The sequence below is a fragment of the Desulfobacterales bacterium genome (assembly GCA_021647905.1).
Classification (GTDB): Bacteria; Desulfobacterota; Desulfobulbia; order Desulfobulbales; family BM004; genus JAKITW01.
Map to the genome: position 1 here is coordinate 1 of JAKITW010000032.1, position 20,808 is coordinate 20,808.

The 20,808-nt window shown below is 59.2% G+C and carries 15 protein-coding genes; 7 read left to right on the top strand and 8 right to left on the bottom strand.

Features of this window, described 5'->3' with window-relative positions; genetic code table 11:
* Window positions 1–418: 418 nt before the first annotated feature.
* The 6 genes from L3J03_06390 to ppsA all read right to left on the bottom strand — a co-directional run bounded on the left by L3J03_06390 (window position 419) and on the right by ppsA (window position 7,340).
* Window positions 419–664, bottom strand: coding sequence for a hypothetical protein (locus L3J03_06390; GenBank protein MCF6290606.1), 246 nt, complete (start codon window positions 662–664; stop codon window positions 419–421).
* 55 nt (window positions 665–719) lie between these two features.
* Window positions 720–1,796, bottom strand: coding sequence for a type IV pilus twitching motility protein PilT (locus L3J03_06395; protein MCF6290607.1), 1,077 nt, complete (start codon window positions 1,794–1,796; stop codon window positions 720–722).
* A gap of 49 nt (window positions 1,797–1,845) precedes the next feature.
* Window positions 1,846–2,955, bottom strand: a complete 1,110-nt coding sequence (locus L3J03_06400) for a PilT/PilU family type 4a pilus ATPase (GenBank protein ID MCF6290608.1) — start codon at window positions 2,953–2,955, stop codon at window positions 1,846–1,848.
* A gap of 209 nt (window positions 2,956–3,164) precedes the next feature.
* Entirely contained in the window at window positions 3,165–3,314 is a 150-nt protein-coding gene (locus tag L3J03_06405; GenBank protein MCF6290609.1) for a hypothetical protein, read from the bottom strand.
* 158 nt (window positions 3,315–3,472) lie between these two features.
* A complete protein-coding gene (locus L3J03_06410; GenBank protein ID MCF6290610.1) occupies window positions 3,473–4,612 on the bottom strand; it encodes a ribonuclease D in 1,140 nt (379 codons plus the stop codon).
* 286 nt (window positions 4,613–4,898) lie between these two features.
* Window positions 4,899–7,340: a phosphoenolpyruvate synthase gene (gene ppsA / locus L3J03_06415; GenBank protein MCF6290611.1), complete on the bottom strand. Its 2,442-nt coding sequence runs from the start codon at window positions 7,338–7,340 to the stop codon at window positions 4,899–4,901.
* A gap of 503 nt (window positions 7,341–7,843) precedes the next feature.
* On the opposite strand from ppsA, the gene L3J03_06420 reads away from it, so the two are divergent.
* The 6 genes from L3J03_06420 to pilB all read left to right on the top strand — a co-directional run bounded on the left by L3J03_06420 (window position 7,844) and on the right by pilB (window position 17,466).
* Window positions 7,844–9,565 (top strand): phosphoglucomutase, encoded by a 1,722-nt coding sequence (locus L3J03_06420; GenBank protein MCF6290612.1) that lies wholly within the window; start codon window positions 7,844–7,846, stop codon window positions 9,563–9,565.
* A gap of 319 nt (window positions 9,566–9,884) precedes the next feature.
* Window positions 9,885–10,724 carry a Fe-S cluster assembly protein NifU gene (nifU, locus tag L3J03_06425; protein ID MCF6290613.1) on the top strand — a complete coding sequence of 280 codons (840 nt, stop codon included), beginning with the start codon at window positions 9,885–9,887 and terminating at the stop codon, window positions 10,722–10,724.
* Window positions 10,721–11,956 (top strand): cysteine desulfurase NifS, encoded by a 1,236-nt coding sequence (nifS, locus tag L3J03_06430; GenBank protein MCF6290614.1) that lies wholly within the window; start codon window positions 10,721–10,723, stop codon window positions 11,954–11,956. The genes nifU and nifS overlap by 4 nt, the downstream gene beginning before the upstream one ends.
* A 34-nt stretch (window positions 11,957–11,990) precedes the next feature.
* Window positions 11,991–12,938: an FAD-dependent thymidylate synthase gene (locus L3J03_06435; GenBank protein ID MCF6290615.1), complete on the top strand. Its 948-nt coding sequence runs from the start codon at window positions 11,991–11,993 to the stop codon at window positions 12,936–12,938.
* Window positions 12,939–13,240: 302 nt separating this feature from the next.
* Complete coding sequence (locus L3J03_06440; GenBank protein MCF6290616.1) at window positions 13,241–15,004, top strand: formate--tetrahydrofolate ligase; 1,764 nt, start codon at window positions 13,241–13,243, stop codon at window positions 15,002–15,004.
* Between the two features lie 230 nt (window positions 15,005–15,234).
* Window positions 15,235–17,466, top strand: coding sequence for a type IV-A pilus assembly ATPase PilB (pilB, locus tag L3J03_06445; protein MCF6290617.1), 2,232 nt, complete (start codon window positions 15,235–15,237; stop codon window positions 17,464–17,466).
* 27 nt (window positions 17,467–17,493) lie between these two features.
* Here the strand turns inward: pilB and L3J03_06450 are convergent, their stop codons facing one another.
* The gene (locus L3J03_06450) at window positions 17,494–18,255 is read right to left on the bottom strand and encodes a P-loop NTPase (GenBank protein ID MCF6290618.1); all 762 of its coding nucleotides are present in this window, start codon (window positions 18,253–18,255) and stop codon (window positions 17,494–17,496) included.
* 219 nt (window positions 18,256–18,474) lie between these two features.
* Entirely contained in the window at window positions 18,475–19,398 is a 924-nt protein-coding gene (locus L3J03_06455) for a hypothetical protein (GenBank protein ID MCF6290619.1), read from the bottom strand.
* A 377-nt stretch (window positions 19,399–19,775) separates the two neighbouring features.
* On the opposite strand from L3J03_06455, the gene L3J03_06460 reads away from it, so the two are divergent.
* Window positions 19,776–20,705 carry a manganese-dependent inorganic pyrophosphatase gene (locus L3J03_06460; GenBank protein MCF6290620.1) on the top strand — a complete coding sequence of 310 codons (930 nt, stop codon included), beginning with the start codon at window positions 19,776–19,778 and terminating at the stop codon, window positions 20,703–20,705.
* Window positions 20,706–20,808 lie beyond the last annotated feature (103 nt).

The following is a 20,808-nucleotide window of genomic DNA, read 5'->3' on the forward strand; positions in this document are numbered from 1 at the left end:
TTATGGCTTCCGAATCGCCGTTGCGGCGAAGCGAGTTCCTGCTTGATAGCCTGTTTATGAACAGCCGGCCCTTCTCAATGGAGCGGCCGTTGGTAGAAGAAGACCCCTTTCCCGACAGGAGGGGGGTACTGAATGTTTACGCAACGGGAATACTCGCTATCCAGTTTCAGAACTCCTGACCCCGGGAGATTTTGCTACGTTACCATTTCGTAGACCAGCCGCAAATTCGTGCCGGGAAATTTCGTCGCGGTTGCGTTTAACTCCCGGCACAGATTCTTTATCGTGATAGCGCTGCATCGGTTGGCGGGCTGATGCAGACGAACGGTGAGCGTTTTTCTCTCATGGTCGGCAGGTCGGATAACTTGACATGCTTTAAAGTTCCGAGGGGGCGGGTTTCTCAACTTCTCGTTGCGAGCTGTTATCGTCCCTCATCCTCCACCGGCATGATCACCTCGATATTGCGGCGGTGGACATTGATGAAGCCGCAGGCAAGCAACTGTTTGCCGGCGAGGTCGGAGACCTCGGCATCGACCACGGCGATGAAGTCCCGGGCCCCGCTTATGTAGTCGGTGAGCCGCAGACCCGGGATCAGGCCGATATCCCCCTTGATCTTGTAGTTGCTGGTCAGAATGATGACAGTGGTCATGTCGCTTCGTCTGCTCATTGGCCGTTCTCCTTTCCGTTCCGTTGAAGGTGTTTTTTTCTTGAACAAGGCCGGATTACGCGGTGATGGGGGTCTCTTCACAGAGATCAAGGAACAACTTCTTGTCAAGCGCCTTTTCGTAGGCCGCCTCAGGGGTGATCTTTTCCTCGGTGATAAGCTGCATCAGATGCTGGTCCATGGTCTGCATGCCCACGCTGGTCCCGGTCTGGATAAAGGAGTTGATCTGGGCGATCTTGCCCTCCCGGATCAGGCTGGCCAGGGCCGACGAGCCCAGCAGGATCTCGATGGCCGCGCATCTGCCCTTGCCGTCCCTGGTTTTTAGGAGCTGCTGGGCAATGACCGCCTTGAGCGATTCCGCCAGCATGGTCCGGGTCTGGGCCTGCTGGTCGGCCGGAAAGGCGTTGATGATCCGGTCAATGGTCTTGGCCGCGCTGTTGGTGTGCAGGGTGCCGAAGACCAGGATGCCGAGTTCGGCGCAGGTGAGCGCCAGGGAGATGGTGTCGATATCCCGCATCTCGCCCACCAGGATGATGTCCGGGTCCTCGCGGCTGGCGACCTTGAGCGCATCGGCAAAGCTCTTGGCATGGCTGCCGATCTCCCGCTGGGTGAACAGGCATTGTTTGTTGCGGTGGACAAACTCCAGGGGGTCCTCAATGGTGATGATATGCTTCTTCTGGGTATTGTTGATGTGGTCGATAATCGCGGCCATGGTGGTGGACTTGCCGCTGCCGGTGGGGCCGGTTACCAGGACCAGCCCCTGGTTGATGGTGGCCACCGCGCCCACCGTCTCCGGCAGGTTGAGCTGCTCCAGGGTGAGTATCCTGGTGGGGATGATCCGGAACACCCCGCCGATTCCCCGGTGTTGGAATAAAATATTGCAGCGGAACCGTCCCACCCCCTCAAGCTCGTAGGCCAGGTCGAAGTCGCGGTTTTTTTCCACCCGGGTCCGCTGCATCGGCCCGAGGATCTCATAGAGTACCTCGCGGCAGGAATCCGCGCTCAGAACCGGCTGCCCCTCCATGGGCACAAGATCGCCGCGGAGGCGGAGCAGGGGCGGGAAACCCACCACCAGGTGCAGGTCGCTGGCCCCCTTCTCCTTCATTGTCCGAAAAAAGGTATCTATCCGTGCCATTGCCAGGGCTCCCTGATCTGTTTCAATCCGTGGTCCATGGGGGCGTTGCTCATCCTGTTTTCCCGGTTGCGGGCCGGGCCGGTTTCCGTCCCCCGGCTGCCTGCTGCTCAAGGTAGGGCTTGAACGGTTTTTTGTTGGCGGCGTTGGCCACCGCGGCCTTCAGGGTGATTTTCTCCTGTTTGAACAGCTCCAGGATGGACTCGTCCATGATCCGCATGCCGATATTCTTGCCCATCTGCATCATGGACTGCATCTGAAAGGTCTTGTCGTCGCGGATCAGGTTGCCCACCGACAGGGTATTGATCAGGATCTCAAGGGCCAGTTCCATGGTGGTGCCTGATTTCCCCGGGATCAGCCGCTGGGTGATCACCGCCTTGAGGGATTCGCTGAGCATCGCCCGGATCTGGTTCTGTTCCCCGGGCGGGAAGGAATCAATGATCCGGTCGATGGTCTTGGGCGCGCTGGAGGTGGCCAGGGTGCCGATCACCAGGTGGCCGGTCTCGGCCGCGGCAATGGCCATCTCAATGGTATCCAGGTCGCGCAGCTCGCCGATGACGATCACGTCGGGGTCCTGGCGTAAGGCGCCCTTTAAGGCATTGGCATAGGAAAGGGTGTCCCGTTCGAGCTGCCGCTGGTTGACCACTGCTTTTTTAATCGGGTGCACGAACTCGATGGGGTCTTCCAGGAGGAGGATGTGATGGCTACGGTTGCTGTTGATATAATCGACCATCGCGGCCAGGGTGGTGGACTTGCCATGGCCGGTGGGGCCGGTCACCAGGATGAGTCCCTGGTGATGGTCCAGGCTTTTTCTGACCACCTCGGGAAGGCCGAGCCCGGCCAGGGTGGGGACCTGGGGCGGGATCACCCGGAATACGGCGCTGAGGCCGTTGTTGTGCATCATCGCGTTGCCGCGGAAACGGCCGAGCCCTTCAATTTCCAGGGCGAAATCAAGCTGTAGCTCCCGGGTGAGCCGTTCCCTCTGCTCCGGGCTGATTACCTCGAAGAGGAGCCGGTGGGTGTTTTCCGGGGTGAGGATGGGGCTTTTCAGCTTGATGAAGGTGCCGAAACGGCGCAGGATAAAGGGCTCGCCCGGGACGATGTGGACATCCGAGGCCCTGGAGTCGAACGCGGCCTTGAACACCTTTTCCAGTACAGCCATGGGTCACCTTTACCGGTATGGGAATATGGACCCGGGATGCGCGGGCATTCCGGGGTTCCGTGGAGGGGGCATGGAGACGGTTGGCATCGGCTACGACGTTGTTAACCTTATTTTTATTTGTAATGCTTGTCAATAAAGATGAACTTGCAACAACCCTGACCGTTTCAAATGCCATCCAGTAAAATCAACAGGTTGCAAGGTGACACACCTCAAAGGGATCGTAAACATTCAGTAAACCCCCTCCTGTCGGGAAAGGGGTCTTCTTCTACCAACGGCCGCTCCATTGAAAAGGGCCGGCTGTTCATAAACAGGCTATCAAACAGGAACTCGCTTCGCCGCGGCGGCGATTCGGAATCCATAAGTATATCCTGCCGAAGTTGTTTCAATTTCCGCTTTTGCCGTCACGGCTGCGGCTCAGGGTCCGCTACACCGTTCGGTATAAGAAAACCCCTTTCCCGGTCCAACGTCAAACGTACGGGGTTTACCGAAACCTCAAAGGGATCATGCCTGTCCGGCATCAGCCCCGGCCAGGGCCTGGTTGCAGGGCCGCCAGGATCTCCGGTCCCAGGATCCGGCGCTGCCAGTTCTTAAGGGCGGGAAACCCGGCCAAATGGTCCAGGTCCTGGGGCGGATTCCGGGAAATTTCCTCAAGCAGGGCGGTGTTGATGATAATACCGGGGTCCATGCCCAGTTCAACGGCCTTGCGGGCCCGGTATTTTTTGAGAATTTTCAGGCGGGCCTCGGCTGCCGGGTCCCTGGGCCGGCGGACCATGGCCGGATAGGCCGGCAGTTCTTTTTCAGGTAAGGCCCGGGCCGTGTCAATGGCCTTGAGCAGCGGTCTGCCGTATCGATCAACCAGGCGGGGCGCCATCCCCGGGATTGCCTTCATCTCCGCCAGGGCGGCCGGGCCGAGGCGGGCCAGGTCCATGAGCTGCCTGGTGCCGAGCACCTTGAACAGCGGGCAGTCCCGTTGTTGCGCCTCGCGGTCGCGCCACTGGAGCATTTCCTCGAGCATTGCCAACTGGCGCGGCTTCAATGCCCGAGCCCCCTTGGCCCGTAAAAACAGGGGTCCGCTGACATGATTGTGCCGTACCTGTTCGAGCAGGACAAATTCCTCGGCCACCCAGTCGAGCCGGCCCTTTTCCCTGAGCCGTTGTTCCAGTTGTCCGGCCAACTGGTACAGATGGCGGGTGTCCTCGGCCGCGTAGCGGATCATTCCCTCTTCAATCGGCCGCCTCGACCAGTCGGCCCGCTGATATTTTTTGTCCAGGCCGAGATTGAAGTATTTTTTTAATATATCGGCCAGCCCCACCTTGTCCTCGCCCAGGAACTGGCAGCAGACCATGGTGTCGAACAGGCCGTGGATCTTGATTTCAAAGTCGCGATACAGGCAGCGGATGTCATAGTCGGCGGCATGGAAGATCTTCCGGACCCCGCCATCGGCCAGCACCGGCTTGAGCGGGGACAGGTCGGGGATTGCCAGGGGGTCGACCAGCACGGTCCGGCCGGGGATGGTGAACTGGAGCAGGCAGACCTTTTCCCGGTAGCGGTGCATTGAATCGGCCTCAAGGTCCACGGCGATTGTTTTCTGGCGTTCCAACTCACCGGCAAACCGCTTCAGGCCGTTGGGCTCGGTTATGATCTGGATCTCGGACATTGGAATTTCTGGTTATTAGTTTTTTCGTACTCGTGCTCGTGAACGTACACGTTAACGAGCACGAGCACGATTATTAACGGGTCTTTGACCCCTGTCCCGATTTTTTATATGAAAGTCGTTCCGGACGAAGCCCGCTGTCCGGGGAGATTTTCATTGCTGGTTGCGGCTGCGGCCCAAAAAATATGGTCCAGCCATGCTGGTTAGTCGTTAATCCAAACCCAAAACAAAAGGGGAGGGTCCTGATTGGGACCTTCCCCTTTTAATGTCATAACCGCGGAGCGGGAAACTATTCAGGCGAGATTCCCATCTCCTTTTCCTTGGCAGCCACGGCCAGCCGGGTCTTGATGGCCGTGTCCGGGATAAGGCTCATTGAGTCGATGCCAAGCTCAACCAGGAAGGTGGCGAACTCAGGGAAATCAGACGGCCCCTGGCCGCAGATACCGATCTTCTTACCGCGGCGCTTGGCCGTGGCAATGACCATGCGGATCATGTCCTTTACCGCGTCATCCCGCTCGTCGGCAATCCCGGCGATAAGACCGGAGTCGCGATCAAGACCATAGGTCAGTTGGGTAAGGTCATTCGAGCCGATGGAAAAGCCGTCAAAGATATCAGCAAAGGCGTCGGCCGAGATAACATTACTTGGAATCTCGCACATTACATAGACCTCCAGGCCGTTCTCGCCCTGTATCAAGCCGCAATCCTTCATGACCTCGATTACCTTCCTGCCCTCCTCCGGGGTCCGGCAGAAAGGAACCATCAGCTTGATGTTATCAAGTCCCATGTCATTCCGGGCCTTGAGGAGCCCCTGGCACTCAAGCTCAAAGGCCGGCCGGTATTTCGGATCGTAATAGCGGGAGGCGCCGCGCCAGCCGATCATCGGATTTTCCTCCTCCGGCTCGTATAGAGTGCCGCCGACCAGGTTGGCATACTCGTTGCTCTTGAAGTCGGAGAGGCGGACAATCACGTCATTGGGATAAAAACCAGCCGCGATCCGGCCCACCCCTTCGGCAACCCGGTCAATGAAGAACTGCTTCTTGTCATCATAGGCCCCGGTCTTCCCGTCGATCTTTGCGGCGATTTCCCGTTTTTCCGGATCATCGGAGTTTTTCAGTTCTTCGTAGTGGTACAGGGCCAGGGGGTGGATGCCGATATGGGAGTTGATAATGAACTCCTCGCGGGCCAGGCCGACTCCGTCATTGGGGATCTGGCACTCGGTGAACGCCTTTTCCGGGATCGCAAGATTCATCATGATCTTGGTCTTGGTTTTCGGCAGGTCACCGAGGTCGACCCGCTCGATCTCGAAATCAAGCAGGCCGTCATAGATATAGCCGGTTTCACCCTCAGCCGAAGAGACGGTGATTTCCTGACCCGTCCTGATGATCTCGGAACCATTGCCAGTGCCGATGACGCAGGGGATACCGAGTTCACGGGAGATAATCGCGGCATGGCAGGTCCGGCCGCCACGGTTGGTGACAATGGCGCCGGCAATCTTCATGATCGGTTCCCAGTCAGGATCGGTCATGTCGGTGATCAGCACCTGGCCCTTTTTGAAACCGTGGATGCCTGCCACGCCCTCAATGACATTGGCCTCGCCCTGGCCGATCTTGGCGCCCACCGCCAATCCTTCGACCAGGACCTTGCCGGTCTCTTTGAGCTTATAGGTCTCCATGGTGCCCGTGGATGCCTGGGAGTGCACGGTCTCGGGCCGGGCCTGGACGATGAACAGCCCGCCGGTGCCCACCTTGACCCCGTCGCCGTCCTTGGCCCACTCGATGTCCATGGCCTTGCCGTAATGGTCCTCGATGATGCAGGCCCACTCGGCCAGTTTGAGGATCTCGTCATCGTTGATTACAAAAGCGGCCCGCTCCTCAGGGGTGGTGTCGATGTTTTTGACCGGCTCGTCGCTGTCCAGCTTATTATCATAGATCATCTTGATCGCCTTGCTGCCCACCCGCTTGCCGACAATGGGTCGTTTACCCTGCTTGAGGGTGGGTTTGAACACGTAGAACTCATCCGGGTTGACCGCGCCCTGGACCACGTTCTCGCCCAGGCCCCAGGCCCCGGTGAGAAAGACCGCGTCCTTGAAACCGCTCTCCGTGTCAATGGAGAAGATGACCCCGGAAGAGGCGGCGTCGCTGCGCACCATCTTCTGGACCACGATGGAGAGGTAGACGTCGAACTGGCCGAACCCCTTGTCGTGGCGGTAGGAGATGGCCCGGTTGGTAAACAGGCTGGCAAAGCAGCGGCGGCAGGCGTGGATCAATGCCTCATGGCCGCGGATGTTGAGATAGGTGTCCTGCTGGCCGGCAAAGGAGGCGTCGGGCAGATCCTCGGCCGTGGCCGAGGAGCGGACCGCCACGTCCACGCCCGGGCCGTACTCGGCTTCCATTTTTTTATAGGCCTTGATGATGGCCTCACGCAGGTCGTCGGGGAACTCGGCGGTGCGGATGATGTCGCGGACCTTTTTACCGCGTTCCTGCAGGTTGTAAAGATCATGGGTGTCGAGATCGGCCAGGGTCTCCCTGATCGCGGCCTCGATCCCGGCGTCCTTGAGCAGGTGCTGGTAGGCATATGCGGTGATCGCAAAGCCGTGCGGCACCGCAACCCCCTTGGAAGTCAGTTTCTGGTACATCTCGCCCAGGGAGGCGTTTTTGCCGCCCACCATCGGTACGTCTTCAATCCCGATTTCTTCAAACCAAAGGATTAAGGCTTGGTCGTGTTTTTCCATTTTTAATTCTCCTAGCACACCTTCTAAGGTAGCGCCGACCAGGACCAGACGCCCTGCCGGTTTGATAGAATGGAAACGCTTGCCCGCTGTTGGCGGACCCACCGCCCGTTGACGGAGAATGCGTTCCCGCCACAACTTCAAAAAAATTAAATTGCCTGGCGATGAATGTGAATCAGACAGCCTGGAATCGAAAGATTCATACGAGAGTCGCCATGGAGCGGTGTCCTGGCCACGCCTGAGTGGCGCCTTTCATATAAATTTTAATCTATAGTAAATCTTGCCTTCATGGTCAACCGAAACCTTATCCTGAATCTGTAACAGCCGGAGGTGATATTCAATTCTCGAACGGGCACGGACTCAGGGTAACCGTTCATCCGGGCCTGCGACAAGGATGTTGCAATTGGGAAAGGGAATGTGCCATAACAAGTAGACCCGGCCCCAGGGGCCGGTTTTTTCTAAGGCCATAATAAAAGTTCAGGAGAATATCCGGAGGAGTTTTTTTGATGGCAACTGTTCGTTCCCTGTATCAACGCTATGTCAAGATCGACAATCCGGCCGGGAGCGACTATTTCGGCCTGATCAGGTCATTGCTGGCCCTGCGCGACCAGCACCGGCCGGAATCTCCCACCTTTGTGGCGATGCAGCAGGAGATTGACCGGGCATACGGGCTGCTCCGGCGGGAAATGATCGAAAACAGCGGCCACCCCATGCAGCCGGTCAGTTTCGGCACCTCGGGCTGGCGGGGGATCCTGGGCAAGGATCTTTTTGTTAAATCCGTGGGCCAGGTGGCAGCGGCCATTGTCGCCATGTACCAGGGGCTTGAAAAGGAGCCGGAACTGGCCGCCCCCCTGGGGGTGAAGAGTCTGGCCGAGGCCCGGCAGCGGGGCTGCGTGCTCGGCCACGACAACCGGTTCGGCGGCGAGTTGCTGGCCGGCAGGGTATGCGATGTGTTGACCAGCAGCGGTTTTGTGGTCCACCGGGCCGGCGAGGCCACCACCGGCACCCTGTCGGCGGCGGTGCTGGAAAAGGCGGCTGCCTTTTCCATTAACCTCACCCCCAGCCATAACCCCCTGGACTACGGCGGCTTCAAGTACAATGCCGCTGACGGCGGCCCGGCCGCGCTGATACTGACCAACCGGATCACTGCAATTACCCGGGAGCTGATGGCCCGGGACCAGCGGCCGGCCCTGAAACCGGACCCGGCCCTGATCCGGCCCTGTGACGCCCTGGCCACCTGGATAAGCCTGGTGCGGAAGAACCGGGCCGTCCACGGCCTGGATTATGACCGGATCCTGACCGGATTCGGCCGGGCCGATGACCTGGTGCTGGCGGTGGACTGCATGCACGGGGCGAGCCGTAACCATATCCGCCCATTGTTCAAGGGCGTGGCCGGCGACCGGCTGATCGTACTCAGGGGAAACAATGATCCGACCTTTGGCGGTATTGCCCCGGAACCCTCTCCGGTCAACATGGCGCTGGCGAACCAGGCCCTTGGCCAACGGTCCGAACCCTTGAAGCTGGGGGTGCTCATCGATCCGGACGGCGACCGGATCCGGTTCACCGACGGCACCGTTGACATCGATATGAACCGGTTCGGGGCCTTGGCCTATTATTATCTGCACGAGGTAAAAAAACTCCCCGGCATGGTGGCCAAGACCGTGGCCACCAGCAACTTTGCCAACGCTCTGGCCGCGGCATTCGGCGAGGAGGTGTTTGAGCCGCGGGTCGGGTTCAAGGAGTTCAAGCCGGTGATCGGCCGGGCCCTGGTCTGTTTCGAGGAATCGGACGGGATCACCGTGCGCGGCCATACCCCGGAAAAGGATGCCTATATCGGCCTGCTCCTGGCCCTGGACATGGTACTCACCCTGCGCAAGAACCTGGGCAATATTCTCAAGGAGATCGAAACCCGTTATGGGAGCTATTTCGCGGCCAAGGACGGGGTCACGGTCAGCCGGCAGGGCGATGTTCTGCTGGCCAGCTTGAGCAGGCTGGAAAAATATTCCAAGGGGGTTGAGGTGAAAGTGGGCGGCCGGATGCGCCGTATCGCCCGGGTGATCGATATCGACGGCCGCAAGATGATCTTTGAGGACAACAGCTGGCTGATGATCCGTCCTTCCGGCACCGAGCCCAAGGTCAGGTTCTATGTGGAGTCCCGCACCCGGGAAGGGCTGGCGGACCTGTTTCAATGCGCCCGGCGGATGTTGGCTGAAGCGGGCCTGGTCTGATCCGGCCGGACGGTCCTTCATGGCCCGAGGTAAAATGGTTGCTTTTTGGGCCTCAAAAAATTATGGTGGCAAGTTGTTTGTTCCCCGGGTCATGGCGGGCCAGGGGCTTTAAGGGGCTTTAAACCAGAGACCGAACCCGATTGCAGCCTGTCTGGAAAGGCCGCTGCCGGTACTGTTTCAGCATGGCTGGATCACCTTGGCCCGGCCGCCACGAAACAAGATAAATCCGTAACAATCCCGGGCGGTTCGAACATCATACGGCCGGCTTGCCCCTTGTGACGACTTTCATACAAAATCCTGAAGGAGATCTGTCCATACCATGTGGGAATATACGGATAAGGTAAAAGATCATTTCTTGAATCCGCGCAACGTGGGTGAAATAGAGGAGCCCAGCGGGGTGGGGGAGGTCGGTTCCCTGGCCTGCGGCGACGCGCTTACCTTTTACTTCAAGCTGGGCGATGACAACCGGATTGTTGATGCCAGGTTCAAGACCTTTGGCTGTGCCAGCGCCATTGCCTCCTCGTCGGCATTGACCGAGATGGTCATCGGCAAGACCCTGGAAGAGGCGGAAAAGATCACCAACGAGGACCTTGCCGAATTCCTGGGCGGGTTGCCCAAGGAGAAGATGCACTGCTCGGTGATGGGCCGCGAGGCCCTGGAGGCGGCCATTGCCAACTACCGCGGCCTGCCGATCCCCATGGCCGAGGGCGAGGTGGTGTGCGAGTGTTTCGGGGTCACCGACCTTGAGATCCGGCGGGCGATCGAGGAGAGCAATCTCCGCTCAGTGGAAGAGGTGACCAACTTCACCAAGGCCGGCGGCGGCTGCGGCAACTGTCACGAACGGATCGAGGAGCTGCTCCGTGAGGTCAGAAAAGAGGTCCGGATCGAGGAAGCGGCCGAGAAACAGCCCAAGCGGCTGACCACCATCAAGAAGATCAAGCTGATCGAAGAGGTGCTGGAGCGGGAGATCCGGCCGGCCCTGCGCAAGGACGGCGGCGACATCGAACTGATCGACGTGGACGGTGATTTCGTGCTGGTCTCGCTGCGCGGCGCCTGTGTGAGCTGCGCCGCCTCCCAGACCACCCTTAAGGATTATGTGGAAAAGAAGCTGCGCGAACAGGTGCTTGATACCTTGATCGTTGAGGAGGACAAGGGATGAGCAACAGCGGCAAGGTGGTATACATGGACAACAATGCCACGACCCGGGTCGCGCCCGAGGTCCTGGAGGCCATGCTCCCCTATTTCAGCGAACTGTACGGCAATCCCTCCAGCATGCATTCCTTCGGCGGCCAGGTGGGCCGGGCCGTGGCCGCGGCCCGGCAGCGGATCGCCGGGTTGCTCGGCGCTGAGCCGGACGAGTTGATCTTTACCAGCTGCGGCACTGAGAGCGATTCCACTGCCATCTTTTCCGCCCTGCAGGCCAACCCGGGCAAGCGGCATATCGTTACCACCCGGGTGGAGCACCCGGCGGTCAAGAGCCTCTGTGAAAACCTGGATAAACTGACCGGTCACAAGCACAAGGTGACCCAGCTGCCGGTGGACCGGGAGGGGATGCTGGACCTGGATCGCTACCAGGAGAGTCTCACCGACGAGACCGCCATTGTCAGCGTGATGTGGGCCAACAACGAGACCGGGGTCATCTTTCCCGTCGAGGAAATGGCGGCCATTGCCAAGGGCCGGGGCATCCTCTTTCATACCGATGCGGTCCAGGCGGTGGGCAAGATTGCCATCAACCTTAATGAGATCCCGGTGGATTTTTTCTCCATGTCCGGCCACAAGCTCCATGCCCCCAAGGGGGTCGGCGTGCTTTACGTTCGCAAGGGCACCCCCTTTGCCCCGTTTCTGATCGGCGGCCACCAGGAACACGGCCGCCGGGGCGGCACTGAGAACGTGGCCTCGATCATCGGTCTGGGCAGGGCCTGCGAGTTGGCCGCCGGTCATATCATGCTTGAGAATACCCGGGTCCGGCTGCTGCGCGACAAGCTGGAGCAGGGACTTATGGATAAAATTCCCAACGCCATTCTGAACGGCAATAAAAAATACCGGCTGCCCAATACCAGCAATATCAGTTTCGAGTTTGTGGAGGGCGAGGCGATCCTGCTCCATCTCGACCGCTTCGGCATCTGCGCCTCGTCCGGCTCGGCCTGCACCTCGGGTTCCCTGGAACCGTCCCATGTGCTCCGCGCCATGGGGGTGCCCTTTACCGCGGCCCACGGTTCGATCCGGTTCAGCCTGAGCGTGTACAACACCGAGGACGAGGTGGACTTTGTACTGGAAAAACTCCCCGGGATCATTGCCGGACTGCGCGATATGTCGCCATTCTGGAAAGGCAGCCGTTCCGTAACCACCGGCGCCGGCGCCGGCCATGGCAAATGCGGATGTTCCACATAGGTTCACCTTCAATTCAATACAGGGAAGGATTCGGATGAAAGTTGTGGCCCCGTCGTATGAGATCCTGGACCGCCTGGACCAGGAGAGCCTGGCCGTGCGGATCGAGGCATGCGGCCGGATCTGTTACAAGAGCGAGGACAAGATCACCCCTGAATCGGCCGCGCCCTTTCTCCGGGGGATCATCAAGCACGGCCATAACTCGGTGACCGAGATGGGGGTGCTGACCCTGCGGGTGGCCTGCGGCGATCCGGACCGGGTGGACGGATTGTACCGGACCCTGCCCAGGTACCTGGTCATTGACGAGACCGGGTCCGGGATCCTGCTTATCTCCGGCAGTGTCAGGGCCTTTCGCGAGCTTTACATGTTTCACGGCAAGGTCGAACTGGTCCGGGCGATCACCGGGTTTCTCGCCGGCCGCCATCCCCTGTTTTTCGAGGACCTGGTCAAGGAGCCGTTGGCGCCGGTGGCAGGGGTGGAGGTGGCCAAGGTGGCCCTGGCCGAGGTGGATAAGCTGCCGGCCCCGCTGCTGGCCCGCCATCGCCACCTGGCGGTCAAGTTCATCGTCAACCGGGCCATCACCCATGAGATCGTCCGCCACCGGCCCTGTTCCTATCTGCAGGAGAGTCAGCGTTACTGCCGCTACGACAACGACAAGTTCGGCAGCCAGGTGACCTTTATCAAACCGCTTTTTTATCCGGAGGGCAGTGAAGAGTACCAGCTCTGGGAAGAGGCGATGATCAAGACCGAGCAGCTCTACCTCAAGCTGCTGAAGACCTCCACTCCCCAGGCAGCGCGGACGGTGCTGCCCAACTCCTGCAAGACCGAACTGATCACCTATGCCAACCTGGTCGAATGGCGGCATATATTCCGGCTGCGTACCTCCAGGGCGGCGGAGCCGACCATGCGCGAGGTGATGATCCCGCTGCTCAAACGTTTTCAGGAGAGATTTCCTGTTGTTTTTTCCGGCGTGCAAACTGATTAAAAAGGTGTCCAGGTACTGGTAGGCTCTTACGGTTCGGAGGATTAACCGGATCGGCTGGTCGGTACCCCGGTGAATCGTCAGAAAAGTCGAATACCGGATTGTATCGCTGTTCCGCCGGGACCCGGTCAACGGACTGAAAGATAATCAAGGTGGTAATTATTGATGAACTCGTAACAACCCGAAAGGCTCCAAATGCCACCTAATAAAATCAACAAGTTACAAGACGAATCACGTCCGTCGAGCGGTTGTTGCGAGACCGACAATTATTAAGACTATTAAACAGTTAAGGAGGGTAAAGTATTATGGCTTATAATGCTGTGGAAATGGCGGACTGGCAGATATCCGAGGCTGCCGAGAAAAACATGCCCACCCCGGAGGAGTGGACCGAGAAGCTCGGGCTGCGCAAGGAAGAAGTGCTGCCCATGGGCAGGCTGGCCAAGCTTGATTTTCTCAAGATCATCGACCGGCTCCAGGACCGGCCGGACGGGAAATACATCGAGGTTACCGCTATTACGCCGACCCCGCTGGGCGAGGGTAAGAGCACCACCTCCTGCGGCTTGATGGAGGGTCTGGGCAAGCGGGGGGTCAATGTGGGCGGCGCCCTCAGGCAGCCTTCCGGCGGCCCGACGATGAACGTCAAGGGCACGGCGGCCGGCGGCGGCAACTCCCTGCTGATCCCGATGACCGAGTTCTCCCTGGGACTTACCGGCGATATCAACGATATCATGAACGCCCATAACCTGGCCATGGTCGCCCTGACCGCCAGGATGCAGCATGAGCGTAATTATAACGACGAGCAGTTGGCCAGGCTGACCGGCATGCGCCGGCTCGATATCGATCCCACCCGGGTGGAGATGGGCTGGATCATTGATTTCTGCGCCCAGGCCCTGAGGAATATCATCATCGGCATCGGCGGCCGTTACGACGGTTTTACCATGCAATCCAAATTCGGGATTGCGGTGGGCAGCGAGTTGATGGCCATCCTGTCCGTGGCCACTGACCTGGCCGACCTGAAGGAACGGATCAACAATATCACCGTGGCCTTTGACAAGAGCGGCAAGCCGGTAACCTGCCGGGACCTGGAGGTGGGCAACGCCATGACCGCCTTTATGCGCAACACCATCAATCCGACCCTGATGTGTACTGCCGAGTACAATCCGTGCATGGTGCACGCCGGTCCCTTTGCCAATATCGCCGTGGGCCAGTCATCGATCATTGCCGACCGGGTCGGCCTGAAACTCTTTGATTACCATATCACCGAGTCTGGTTTTGCCGCTGATATCGGTTTTGAAAAATTCTGGAACGTCAAGAGCCGCGTCTCTGGTCTCAAGCCCCATGTATCCGTCCTGACCTCCACCATCCGCGCCCTGAAGATGCACGGCGGCGGTCCCAAGGTGGTTGCCGGCAAGCCCCTGGATGAGGCCTATACCAGGGAGAATCTGGAACTGGTGGAAAATGGGATCGAGAACATGGTCCACATGATCGGGGTTATCCGCAAGGCCGGTATCAACCCGGTGGTCTGCATCAACCGGTTCTACACCGATACCGATGCGGAATGCGCCATCGTCCGCCGGGCCGCCGAGGCGGCCGGGGCCCGCTGCGCCGAGTCCAAACACTGGGAACTGGGCGGTGACGGGGCCCTGGAGTTCGCTGATGCGGTGATCGATGCCTGCAACGATGAGAATGATTTCAAGTTCCTCTATCCCCTGGAGATGAAACTGCGCGACCGGGTCGATCTCATTGCCCGGGAAGTCTATGGCGCCGACGGGGTGGACTGGCAGCCCGAGGCCAACGCCAAGGCCGCGATGCTTGAAAACGATTCCAAGTACGATGACTTTGCCACCATGATGGTCAAGAGCCACCTCAGCCTTTCCCACGATCCGACCAAGAAGGGCGTGCCCAAGGGCTGGCGTCTGCCCATCCGCGACGTGTTGATCTATTCCGGCGCCAAGTTCCTCTGCCCCTGCGCCGGCGCGATCAGCCTGATGCCGGGCACCAGCTCCAACCCGGCCTTCCGCCGTATTGATGTTGATCCGGATACCGGCAAGGTAACCGGGCTGTTCTAGATGGACATGTAAGGATTACGGTACAGTAGGTTTTTTATGAGAGCGGGCCGGGGATTAATTCTCCCGGCCCGTTTTTTTCTTGTTTTTTTTCATCGTGATATGTACTAACGTATTATAATAGGTGCGAAATTCAGACAACAGTTCACCTGGGTACAACCAACCGGTTAATCCTGAACCCTTTTACTCAACAGGAAATCATGGCAGCAAGATTGTCCGCCGGGAGACCGGCCATGTCCAGTTCCACTGCTGTGTCCAGCAAATCGACCCTGTCCGGCACGGTCAAGGACCAGTCCGGGGCCGGCAAGCAGCGCATCGGTGATCTGCTCCGCAAGGAGGGATATATCACCGCCACCCAGCTTGACCATGCCCTTTCCCATCAGAAAAAAAAGGGCGGCCGGCTGGGCGGAATCCTGGTTAAACTGGGATATATCGAGGAAGAGACCATCCTGAGCGTGTTGAGCCGGGTGCAGGGCTTCCCGGCGGTGAACCTGGCCCGGGAGGCGCCCAATCCCGAGGCCCTCAAGGTCATGCCTTACGAGACGGCCAAGAAGTACATGGCCTTTCCGCTTCGGATAGCGGCCAAGACCAACACCCTCCAGGTGACCATGGCCGAGCCCACCGATGTCGCCGCGGTGGAGTTGATGCAGGCGGAGATCAAGATGGCCCTGAGCCTGTGCGTCTCCACGGAAAGGGATATCCTCCAGGCCTATAAGACCCACTACAAGATCAGCGATGCGGAGTATCAGAGTTTTTTCCCCGAGGAAGAGGACGAGGATGAGGACGAACTGGCCATTGACCAGATCGACGACTTCGGCGCCCTGGCCTCGGAGGCTGCCGGCGACATGGAGCTGGAGAGCCTGGAAGAGCACGAGGACGAGCGGGACCAGTTCTCCTACTCTGACGCGCCGATCATCAAGCTGGTCAACGGGATCCTGATCAAGGCGGTGACCGACGGGGTCAGCGACGTCCATATCGAGCCCTATGAAAAGACCCTGCAGGTCCGCTACCGGCTGGACGGCGCCCTGTACAAGTCGATGAACCTGCCCCTGTCGATCAAGAACGCCCTGGTCTCCCGGATGAAGATCCTGGCCAGCCTGGATATCACCGAACGGCGGGTGCCCCAGGACGGCCGGATCAAGATGCGGGTGGGCAGGAACAAGGTCGTGGATTTCCGGGTCTCCTCACTGCCCACCCTGTTCGGCGAAAGCATTGTTCTCCGGATCCTCGACCGGTCCAACCTGAACGTCGATCTGACCAAACTCGGCTTCGAGGAACAGACCTACTCCACCCTCAAACGCTGTATCAACCGGCCCCAGGGGATGCTGCTGGTCACCGGCCCGACCGGCAGCGGCAAGACCGTGACCCTGTATTCCATTCTGAACTCCCTGAACACCGAGGATATCAAGATCCTTACCGCCGAGGACCCGGTGGAGTTCAACTTCAAGGGGATCAACCAGGTAAACGTCCACCAGGAAGTGGGAATGACCTTTGCCGCGGCCCTGAAGGCGTTCCTGCGCCAGGACCCGGACATCATCATGGTGGGCGAGATCCGGGATATCGAGACCGCGGAAATCGCGATCAAGGCGGCCATGACCGGCCATCTGGTACTCTCCACCCTTCATACCAACGACTGTCCGGCCACCATCGGCCGGCTGGTGGATATCGGCCTGCCCGCCTATATGCTGGCCTCGTCGATTACCATGGTCCTTTCCCAGCGGCTGGCGCGAAGGCTCTGTGCCAAGTGCCGGAAGCGGGTCAGTGGTCTGTCTCCGGAAGAACTTGTGAGCATGGGTTTTGCCGAAGAGGTGATCCCGGATCTGCGGATCTATGGCCCTGGTGGCTGTCCGGCCTGTAACGGCGGCGGCTACAAGGGCCGGGTCGGCCTGTTTGAATTGATGGAAAACACCGAGGAGGTGGCCAAGGCGATCGGCGCCGAGGTGCCGGAGGACCAACTCCGCAAGGTGGCCATCCAGGAGGGCATGACCCCGCTGCGGGACGCCGGCCTGCGCAAGGTGCGGCAGGGGATAACCAGTATCGATGAGGTGCTCAGGAAGACGGTGGTTACCAAGGAAAGCCTGCCCGCTTATCTGGTCAACCCGGACATGGAAGAGTATGCGGACGGCGAGGTGATCATCCGCGAGGGCAACAATGACATCGACTTCTTCATGTTGAAGCGGGGGGCGTTGATGGTGGTCAAGGGCGGCAAGAAGATCGCCGAGATCACCGAGCCCGGCGTCTATTTCGGTGAGCTGGCGGCGATCTCCGGCCAGGCCCGGTCAGCGAGCATTGTCTCCAGGGGCCGCTCGATCATCAGGCGCTTTCCCGGTGACAAGCTGAACGAGATAATCGAGCAGTATCCAGAGGTGAGCAAGCATCTGTTCAAGAGCCTGGTCGCCCGGTTGCAGCATTCCAACAATATCATCATTAAGCTGGCCGGCCGGCGGGCCGGGCCGGGCAACTGACCGTCCCGGCCCGCCGTTCTTCCGTCTTCAGTCTTCCGTTGTTTCCAGTTTTTCCATCAGGGTCCGGGCTGCCTGCTCGACCCGGGGCAGGACCTCGGTCACCGGCCGGCCGTTGCGCTCCGCCGCCCTGATCGCGTCGGAGTCCGGGAAACCGGCAATGGGGTCAACGCCGAGGGCCTTGCTCAAAAACTCGGCATCGGATTCGTCGCGTACCAGGTTGGCCACGAATGATATCCCGGGGATACCCGCGTCCCGGGCCAGCCGGTATACCTTTTCCGCGGTGCGGATACTGGAGCGGGTGGGGATCACCACGATCAGCAGATGATCCACTCCGGCGATGGTGCCGCGGCCCAGATGTTCCACCCCGGCTTCCATGTCAAGGAGTACCACCTGGGAAGGACCCAGGAGCAGCTTGGTCAACAGCCGGCGCAGGACATTATTCTCCGGGCAGGCGCAACCGCCCTCCGCGGTCTGGATCGCGCCCAGGACCATCAGCCGGATGCCGTTATGTTCGAGCATGAATTCGGCCAGCAGATCGTCGACCTGGGGGTTGATCTGGTAGAAGGGTGATCCCGGGGTCTTGCCCGAGCGTTTAACCAGCAATTCGGTCATCTCCGCAATGGGGGTGATCCGGTCCACGTTTTCCACGCCCAGGGTCTGGGCCATGTGCGGGCTGGGATCCGCGTCGATAACCAGCACCTCCCTGCCGTTGTCCCTCATCTCTTGTGCCAGCAGGGCCATGATCGTGGTCTTGCCGACCCCGCCCTTGCCGCTGATCGCGATCTTCATGGATTACATTTCTTTGTAATTATTTGTAATTAACCAGCATGGCTGGGCCATGTTTTCAGGCCGCGACCACAACCAAGCAATAAAAATTTCCTCAGCCACAGAGCTTCGGCCGAGGAGACTTTCATCTAAAATGTTCAAGGGACCGGCGCTCATTCTCCGGGGTCGGGATCATGGAAATCAGGGCGCGGACGAATGGAGGGGGGTGACCCGGCGGCAGGGCTAATTCCCGGGCGCGGTCCCAGCGGAGCGGCCATAGCGGGTCTGGTATTTTTCCTGCAGGCCGGCCATCCGGTCCAGGTACTCCCCGGCAAAAGTCAACTGGGAAGATGCCTCTATCTCCTTGATCAAGGAATCGACGGGATAACGGATATCAATGCCGTAGCGGTTCATTTTCTCGTCATTGGCCCGGTCCAGGATCAGAATCGCATAGTACTTGATCAAGAGCCGCAGCCGGGGGACCCGCCGGTTGAGATAGGACTGGCCGCCAACGGTGTTCAGAAAGAAACCAGCGTACTCGTAAAGACTTGCCAGGGGCAGATCGATGGTCAGCAGGGAGCCGGCGGGCAGTCCCTGGTCCCGGCACCGGGGCTCCAGCTCGGACCAGCGGTAAAAGAGGGCAAGGAGCGGCTCCAGCCCTTCGGCCTCGTGGGTCAGGGTGTCCTTGATCAGCTGGATATCCTTTTTGCCGAGTACCCGGTAAAAATGGACCATGTTCTTCATGATCGAGAAGAGATCGTCGCTTTCGCGGACAACAATGGGCGGGTTGGCAAAGAGTTTTTTCAGGATTCCGGAGAAGTGGACAAGGCCGGGATCGCCGAGCTGATAGCGGCCGATATATTCCTGCTGATCCAGCCGCTGGAAAAAGGCGGAGATTTCCCTGGCCGGTTGCTGGCAGGGATTGCCTGCCCCGGCCGATTCCGAAAGGGCGGCGGGCCGGTCCGCTTCCGTATCGATCAAGGCCGGGGGCGTGGTTGCCCGGGCCGGGGTATCGGCCGGTGGCGTGGGTGTTACGGTTTTTTCAGGCGTTGCAATGGGCGGGATCCGGCCCTGCAGGAAAAAAAAGGCGGCCAGCGCCAGCAGGGCCGTGATAATAAGAACCGCCGGCAGGGTTGATTTATTTTTCTTTTTTTTCGCCGCGGCCATGGTTGCACAGGGCTGTGAGATACAAGGTTAACATCATCCGGCAAACTCCCCGCTGCGCGGCCGGTTGCGCGCCAAGTTGCGTCCCGGCGGGATTGCTGGACAATGTATCCCGGTTTCGCCACCAGGTCAAATGGAAATATCCCCTTATGATTCAGCGGTTGTCCGCTTGCGCGGATCGTGGTTTTTCTGCTTGACTCACAGGATCTTTGGCACTATGTTTTCCCTGTTTAATGAATCGTGATTCATCCCCTGGCGCTTCCAGGCGCGCCGGGAAGGTTATATCAGAATTCTAATGCAGTTGTAACCGTTTCTTTACCCAGGTATGTTTTTAACTCGTACCCGAATCATTTAAGTTTAATTCTAAGGAGGATCCAGTTATGTCAGTTTCCGTTGTCGGTCATTCCAACCCTGATACCGATTCCGTTGCCGCTGCCATCGCCTTTGCCAATTATCTGAAGGCCACCGGCACCGACGCAGTCGCCTGCATGCAGATTTCCGCTGATAATCTGAACCCCGAGAGCAAGGTGGTGCTTGAGAAGTTCGGCCTTGCCGCACCCGAGGAGATCACCGACGCGGCCGGCAAGGACATCGCCCTGGTCGACTTCAGTGACATCGGCCAGGCCCCGGCCAATATCGGCGATGCCAACGTGGTGGCCATTGTTGACCATCATAAGATCGGCGACATCACCACCAACAGCCCGATCTTCTTCTATGCCCAGCCGGTGGGTTGCACCTGCACCGTGCTGCTGGAGATGTACAAGACCAATAATATTGACCTGCCCAAGGATATCGCCGGGGCCATGCTCTGCGCCATCCTCAGCGATACGGTCAACTTCAAGTCGCCCACCTGCACCGACGCCGACAAGGCGGCGGTGGCCGAGCTGCTGACCATAACCGGGATCACTGATCAGGACGCGCTGTTCATGGAGATGCTGAAGGCCAAGTCCTCTGTTGACGGCATCCCGGCCAAGGATCTCATCTTCCGCGATTACAAGGATTTTGACATGAACGGCAACAAGGTCGGCATCGGCCAGATCGAACTCGCCACCCTGGACCAGGTAGCCGACATCCGCAACGCGCTGTACGCCGCGGTTGAGGAAGTCAAGGCCGACGGCCGGCACACGGTGCTGTTCATGCTCACCGACGTGGTCAAGGAAGGCACCGACCTGATGGTGGTCTCCGACGACCCGGGGCTGATCGAAAAGACCTTCGGCGGCAAGATCGAGGGTCAGACCATGTGGGTTGACGGCATGATGAGCCGTAAAAAGCAGGCCGTGCCGCCGCTGCAGAAATCCTTTGGCTGCTGATTCACAGCCGCGGTTTTTAATGTAAACGGCCGGACGGGCTTGTCCCGTCCGGCCGTTTTTGTTTGTCGCGCTCCGCAGGACGCGCGGCAGGACGTACAGGACG